This window comes from Kocuria sp. ZOR0020 (genome assembly GCF_000800955.1).
GTDB classification, from domain to species: Bacteria; Actinomycetota; Actinomycetes; order Actinomycetales; family Micrococcaceae; genus Kocuria; species Kocuria subflava.
Map to the genome: position 1 here is coordinate 21,248 of NZ_JROX01000067.1, position 6,692 is coordinate 27,939.

5 protein-coding genes and 2 pseudogenes are annotated in these 6,692 nt (G+C 64.8%); 3 read left to right on the plus strand and 4 right to left on the minus strand.

All coding sequences use genetic code 11. From position 1 onward, the window contains the following. Positions 1-21: 21 nt before the first annotated feature. From L979_RS04755 to L979_RS15820, 4 genes and pseudogenes are all read right to left on the minus strand, one after another. Complete coding sequence (locus tag L979_RS04755) at positions 22-1,482, minus strand: MFS transporter (protein ID WP_231559398.1); 1,461 nt, start codon at positions 1,480-1,482, stop codon at positions 22-24. Positions 1,483-1,607: 125 nt separating this feature from the next. Further along, a pseudogene (gene lysX, locus L979_RS16665) lies at positions 1,608-3,683 on the minus strand (bifunctional lysylphosphatidylglycerol synthetase/lysine--tRNA ligase LysX). A 28-nt stretch (positions 3,684-3,711) separates the two neighbouring features. Next, positions 3,712-4,179 (minus strand): annotated as a pseudogene (locus L979_RS16670) (phosphatidylglycerol lysyltransferase domain-containing protein); the annotation flags it as partial. After that, positions 4,098-4,988, minus strand: a complete 891-nt coding sequence (locus tag L979_RS15820; RefSeq protein ID WP_052209501.1) for a hypothetical protein — start codon at positions 4,986-4,988, stop codon at positions 4,098-4,100. The pseudogene L979_RS16670 and the gene L979_RS15820, both read right to left, overlap by 82 nt. Positions 4,989-5,273: 285 nt before the next feature. Between L979_RS15820 and L979_RS14455 the strand changes: the two genes are divergently transcribed. The 3 genes from L979_RS14455 to L979_RS04770 all read left to right on the plus strand — a co-directional run bounded on the left by L979_RS14455 (position 5,274) and on the right by L979_RS04770 (position 6,638). Beyond that, on the plus strand, positions 5,274-5,828 hold the full coding sequence (locus L979_RS14455) for a hypothetical protein (RefSeq protein WP_052209502.1): 555 nt from the start codon (positions 5,274-5,276) through the stop codon (positions 5,826-5,828). Beyond that, positions 5,749-6,360, plus strand: coding sequence for an esterase family protein (locus L979_RS14460; protein WP_197052072.1), 612 nt, complete (start codon positions 5,749-5,751; stop codon positions 6,358-6,360). The genes L979_RS14455 and L979_RS14460 overlap by 80 nt, the downstream gene beginning before the upstream one ends. 68 nt (positions 6,361-6,428) lie before the next feature. Beyond that, the gene (locus tag L979_RS04770) at positions 6,429-6,638 is read left to right on the plus strand and encodes a hypothetical protein (protein WP_047689890.1); all 210 of its coding nucleotides are present in this window, start codon (positions 6,429-6,431) and stop codon (positions 6,636-6,638) included. Positions 6,639-6,692 lie beyond the last annotated feature (54 nt).

The window sequence follows — 6,692 nt, forward strand, 5'->3', positions numbered from 1 at the left end:
ACTTGGGGAACCCCAGTGTCCTCAGCTGCGCAGGGGATTGTCCACTTCATCCCTAGCCATGCCCGCAATCCACCACACCATGACGGCGGCGACCGCTGGAACTATGGCCGCGATCACAAAAATGACCGGGATGGGCATGACCGTGGCCAGGGGGCCGACCAAGGCCATGGAGACCGGCAGCAACAACAGGGAGACAAAAAAGTCCAAGCTGGAGACCCGGCCCAACATCCGGCCGGGAACGCGCCGCTGCAGCAGGGTCCCCCACAGCACCTGGCCGATGCCATCGGATGCGCCCACAATCACCAGGATGACCACCATGACGGCCCAGGAGTGGGTGTAGCCCACGATCGCCAGCGGCAGGGTGCCGAAACCCCAGACCAGCACGATCAACGTCAGATACCGCCGCGGGTAGGACAATCCGGCAGTGATCATGGCTCCGATGGCGGAGGAGACACCGGTGACGGCCAGCAGGAAACCGAACTCCGCTTCACCGGCCCCAAAATTGTCCCGGACCACAAACGGCAGCAGAACTTCCAGAGGACCCAGGAAGAAGAAGATGGCCACCACCGCAAACACCAACGTGCCCAGCAACCAGGGTGTGCGCACCGTGTAGTGCACACCCTCCATCAGGTCGGCCACCACCTTGGCGAACGGTCCCCGGGGTGCTGCCGCAGGCTCCACCGGAGCACCGGAGCCGGCCACCTCCACGCCGATTCCCGTGATGTTGATGGGCCCGGTGTGAACAGGCGGTGCCGTGGAATCGGTGTGGGGCGCCTTGTCCGCCTCAGCAGCTTCCCCGGCTTCAGCAACTTCAGTTCGACGCCGTTTCTCCACCTGCTCCAGGGACGGCACCTCGAGCCCCAGAAGGGCGGCCACGGAGAACACCCCGCACAGTGCCACGGCGGCGAATCCGGCCCATGGACCCCAGGCGGCCACCAACAGGCCTGCCATGGCGGGCCCGGCAGCCGTTTGCAGCAGGGGACGCGCGGATCCTTCCACCCCGTTGGCGGCCAGCAGTTTCTCCGCGGGCAACAACCGGGGCAGGGAGGCTGAATAGGACGGGTAGAACATGCCCACCCCGGCAAAAATGATGAACGCGGCAGCCGCCAACTGCCACAGCGCCAACTGTTGGGTGGCACTGAGATAGGTCACCAGGCAGACCACCACCGTGTTGGTTGCGCACACCGCCAAGAGCACACGATGTGGTGGCAGACTGTCCGCTGCCACCCCGCCCACCAGGGCAAACACCACCAGACCACCAGCGCCCACAGCAGTGACACCGGACAGGGCGGCGGGGCCGCCGTCGTTGGCCATGACTTGGAAAATGATGGTGACGGCCCAGGTCCCCTGGCCCAACACCATGGCCAACATGGCCAGGGCCAGCCGCGGATACCCGGCGTGAGAAAAGGGAGCCACGGCGCGCCCGGCAGCACGAGCAGTTGCTGCCCCCGCTGCTGAGATCCTGCGTTTTCCGTGACTCACGGCTAGGCAGTCTATGGGTCAGACACAGCACCCACGCAAGCCGTTGAAGCTCAAACCGCGGGCCGTTGCCCTCAGCTGCGCCATTGCTCTTAACCGCAGGGTTGCTTGCAGCTACAGGGTTGCCATCAGCTACGGGGTTGCTCCGGGCGCACGAACGGGAAGGCCAGGACATCGCGAATGGTGGTGCCCGTGAGCACCATGACCAACCGATCCAAGCCGATCCCCAGACCACCTGTGGGTGGCATGCCGAGTTCCAGGGCGTTGAGGAAATCGTGGTCGATCTCCATGGCCTCCGGGTCCCCCGCGGCTGCCTTGAGGGACTGTTGGGTGATCCTGCGCCGCTGCTCCACGGGGTCGGTCATCTCCGAATAGGCCGTGCCGAGCTCCATGCCGCCCACCACCAGGTCCCAGCGCTCCACCAGCCCGGGTTTGGTGCGGTGAGGAGCGGTCAGCGGGGAGGTTTCCTCCGGGAAGTCACAGTAGAAGGTGGGTTCCAAGGTGTTGGGCTCCACCAGTTCCCCATAGAGCTCCTCCAGCACGGCCCCGGCGCCCATGCCCGGGCCCACGGGCACGTTGTGCTGGCGGGCCAGGTTCAGAAGAACGTCAATGTCCGTGTCCACGGAGACTTCCTGCCCCACGGCCTCGGACACAGCTTCTGTGACGGTACGCACCCGCCAGGTGCCGGAGATGTCGATGGTGCGTGGGGCGTCGTCGTCGTGTCCGGCAGAAGCCTGTCCGGAGGAGGCGTGAACGTCCACCAGGGGCAGTTCGGGGCGACCGTAGAGGGCGGTGGCGGCGGCCTTGACCATGGCCTCCGTCAGATGCCGCATGGTGGTGTAGTCCGCCCACGGAATGTAGGCCTCCAGGGCCGTGAACTCGGGGTTAAGGGTGGCATCGGCACCCTCGTTGCGGAAGTTGCGGGCCACCTCGAACAACGGCCCGTAACCACCCACCAGGAGTCACTTGAGGTAGAGCTCGGGCGCGATCCGCAAGCTCAGGCCCATGCCGTAGGCGTTGATCCAGGTGCGGAACGGGCGGACCGACGCCCCACCGTGCACCGTGTTGAGCACAGGGGTCTCCACCTCCCGCAGTCCGGCATCCAGCGGGAACTGGCGCACGGTTTGAATCACGGTGGTGCGTTGATGCAGCAACTCGAGCCGGTCCGGGTGGACCACCAGATCCATGGAGCGGTGCCGCAACCGGGATTCGGGGTCCTCAAAGCCGGTGAACGGGACGGGTCGCAGGGACTTTGCGGCCACGGTCACGCCGTGAGCCATCACTGACGGCGTGCCGTTGCGGGAATGCCCCACCACGCCGTCCACCACAACAATGTCCCCCAGATCCAGGGCGTGGGTGAGCAGGTTGAAGTGGTGCTCCCCCATGGCCTCACGCTCCATGACCACCTGGAGTTGCTGACCGGCCTCGGTCAACGTCAGGAACTGGACCCCGCCGTGATCACGGCGGCTGCGAACACGGCCGGAAAACCGCAACTGCCTGCCCGGACCCCCCAGCGCGTCCTGCGCCACGGACAACGGTTGGACCTCCAACAGACCCACCGGCCACGGCGGCGCACCGGCCTGGGCCAGCGCCTGGGCGTGCTCCCTGCGGTGCAGCTCCTCCGGGGTGCGGCGGGGTCCGAGTTCGTTCAGCAGCTCGTGGTCAGCCTGTGGGTCCAGGGCACGCTGCTCGATCAGGCGCACTTGTTCCTGCTGCTGCGCTGTGAGCCGGTGGCCGTCATGGCCGTGGACGCCACGGGCTCCGGCCGGCCACAGGCTCGGCACGAATCCTTCGGCCACACCCGCAGCCAGCGCCACGCAGGGCAGTGTCAACAGGTTCTCGTACACGGCATAACGGGGCACCCAGTCCGGGCGGAACTTGTCATTGAACCGGTAGAGCTTCTCCATCTGGAAGAACCAGTCCACCCACCCCAGCAGCCCGGAGTTGAACCGGGTCATCACCCCGGCACCCAGGCGGTCCGCATCCGCAAACACACTGCGGAACATGGCAAAGTTCAGGGACACCTTGGACACGCCCAGCTGCTCGGCCTGGCGCATGAGCTCCGATATCATGAACTCGGAAACTCCGTTGGGGGCCTGCGGGCTGCGCCGCATCACGTCCAGAGACAGCCCGCGCCGCCCCCACGGCACAAAGGACAACAACCCCACCGGCATCACGGGCCACGACGACGACGCAGCGCCCATCCTCCGGGTCTCCCCACCTGTTCAGCGCCATGGAGAACCCACGGTCAGGTTCCCCGCCACGCCAGCGGTCCGCCAACACACCAAGGTGCGCCAGTTCGCCAGATTCCAGGTCCCGATGGTGCTCCACGGTGGCTGTCAAGCCATCCCGGCGAGCACGCCGCACGGCCCGGCGCACTTCCGTCATGTCCGTTGAACCCAGGGTGAAACGGTCCGCGTGCAGCACGGCTTCATCCCCCATAGAGGCCACCGCCAGACCCGCACCTTCGGCGTCCCGGTTGGCGTAAGCGCGTGCTCCGGCTTCACTGGCTGAAACCACGCCCAGCAGGTATCCGTAGGTCCGGGCGTGGGCCTTCCACTCGGCAATGGCATGGGGCCACGCAGCAGGATCACCCACAGGGTCCCCTGAGGCCAGGCTCAGCCGATGGTCCGAAACGTCACCGCGGCACGCCCGTCCGGGGAAAACACAGCCTCCTTGTCCCGGCGGGTGGCAAACCATCCCAAGGAGTCCAGATCTCCGTGCCCGGCCAGCAGTTCACGGAGCTTGATCTCACCGTCACCGGTCCACTGCGCAGAACGTCGGCCTGCACGCAACAGAGTCCATACGGTGATCACCAGTACCAGGGCCAACAAGATGGCAATGATCTCCTGCACCCAAGGTGGGACGGCGTCGATGTGGCGCCACCCGCCCTGATGTGACCCCATGGCCGCCCAGAAGACCCGCCCCAGCTCGTTGAACTGCGTCCATCCGGCTTGTGTGGTGGCCACGGCCAAGGCCTGTGTGAGCACCAGCGCCACGGCCAACCCTGCCGTACCGATCACGGCAGCCACCCAGATGGCCCCGGGTCTTGTGCGCGCGGGGAAGGCCTTCCGGGAGCGGACGGCTGCCACCAGGGTCAGACCACCCACCACAATGCCGGTGGCCTCAATGATCATGTGCACGGCGTACGGGAACATGCCGTGGGTACTGGCGTTCCAGATCCAGTTGTCCGTCAGGATCAGCAAGGACACGGTCGTGCCGAACACGCTGAAGACCATCACAGCCACCAGAGCCAGGCGCATGCGTCGCATCAGGGCGGCAGCCACCAGGGCCACCAGGATCACGGACACCAGGGACGGTGTGACCGGAATGTTGAGAGCTTCGAACACAATCACCGGCACCACGGTCAGGGGTCCTGTGATGCGCAGGATCCACAGCGCGACGGCCACCACGGCGGCAAGGGTCCGGACCCATGTCAGAACACGCGCCAGGCGTTCCCCCGCAGGGTCGTACCCACCTGGGGATTTGGGTCGGGACGCAAGTGGCACGGGAGTCCTTCCGATCAGGGTGCCTTGATGCCCAAGCAGGTGTTTGTGGGTTCACAAACACTGGTCAATATTGTCCTATCCGCGGAAACCGAGAAAACCCGGGACGCTTTTCGGAAGTTCGCAGATCAAGTGCTCCGTAGTACCTGGAGGTGCCTGGTTTGTTGCCGAGCGTCAACCAACCCCGGCAAACTGGGTACATAATTTTGGGGGCCGATCGGCAAACGTGCCGGGCCGCTGCTTGCTTTCACTCCGGGACCATCCAGCCCCCCAGACATCTAGGACCTCATGTTCACCATCACCGGGTTGCCAATTCTGATCACCTCTGCGGTGCTGTTTGGGGTGTTTCTCCTGGTGGCATTGCTGGTGCTGCCCCGCAGACGTGGTCCCGGCATTCGCAAGTACCTGGAGCAAGCTGTGGTGCTGATGCTGGTGATGTTCCTGGCCCTGTCCACCGTCTTCCTGTACCTGAACTGGGACAACAACTGGTACGGGGCGTGGGGTGATCTGTGGGCCAACAACGACATCGGCCACATCACCTCCAATGATTACGGGGCAACGCTGGCCCAAAGCGCCAATTTCCAGGAAAAGACCGGAGGGAATCTGACCAATCTCCAGCGCAATCCCCAATCCAACCCGGCACTGGGGACCGTGAATTCCCAGGATGATTCCGGGCAGTGGTTGTCCGTGAAGATCTCCCCCACCTCAGGCAGCAAAACCCAACTGACAGTGGATGCTCTGGTGTGGGTTGCCCCCCAAATACGTGGAAACACCGGACCGTTCCTATCCGGTGGTGGTGGGGTTCCCCGGAGTGCCGGGATCCACCAGCACCTACCGGGATGAGATGAAGATCAATGAACTGGTCATGCACAACGTGAAGAACAACGCCATGCAGGCCCCCATCATGGTCTTCCCCCAGGTGTTCCCCAACAACGCTGACACCGAGTGCGTGGATGGCAAGTCCGGACAGTGGGAAACCTGGATCACCACGGACCTGCGCAGCTGGATCACCACCAATTTGCGCACCATCAGCGACCGCAAAGCCTGGGCCACCACCGGTTACAGTGCCGGCGGTTGGTGCTCAGCCATGGTTTCCATGCGCCACCCGGACCAGTACGGCTGGGGCATTTCCCTGGCCGGGTATTTTGCCCCCGAATACTCCAAGGACCAGCTGCAGGACGATCCCAAGGATCCCAAGTACCAGCTGGACAAGGTGGCTCAGGAGCAGAAGCCTGACATCGGCCTGTGGGCTTTTGCCGCCGGTCAGGACCAGCCCGCCGTGGATGCTTTGAACAAATTCAAGCCGTCCGTGGCCGCCCCCACCTCCCTGGTGACCAGTTTCTCCCAGACCGGTGGGCACCGCACCCCGGTGTGAATTCAACCCCAGCAGGACTCCTTGGCCTGGTTGGGGCAGGTCTCCCCCTGGTTCGCCCCTGAGTCCGCGTGACCTCCTTCCTGCCGGCCAGTGCCGCAGCTGGTCTGGCGGGTTTTGATCCCGCCACGTTCCTGATCGCACTGGGAGCATTGGGGGCCGGAGTACGGCGACGCTCCGTGCTCACGTTCACCGGGATCGTGGTGGGTGGCACTGCCCTGGTGCTGGCCGTGGATGCACTCGACCGGCTGTTGTTCGGGCATTTCCTGTGGAACCCGTGAGGTTTCACGGCTCTTCCGAGTCGCGGTGGGGGTGAGAGGCGCGCCGGTATGAGC

Coding starts and splice junctions, on each gene's coding strand:
- L979_RS14455 (WP_052209502.1), top strand. CDS start 5,274: ATGTTCACCATCACCGGGTTGCCAATTCTGATCACCTCTGCGGTGCTG.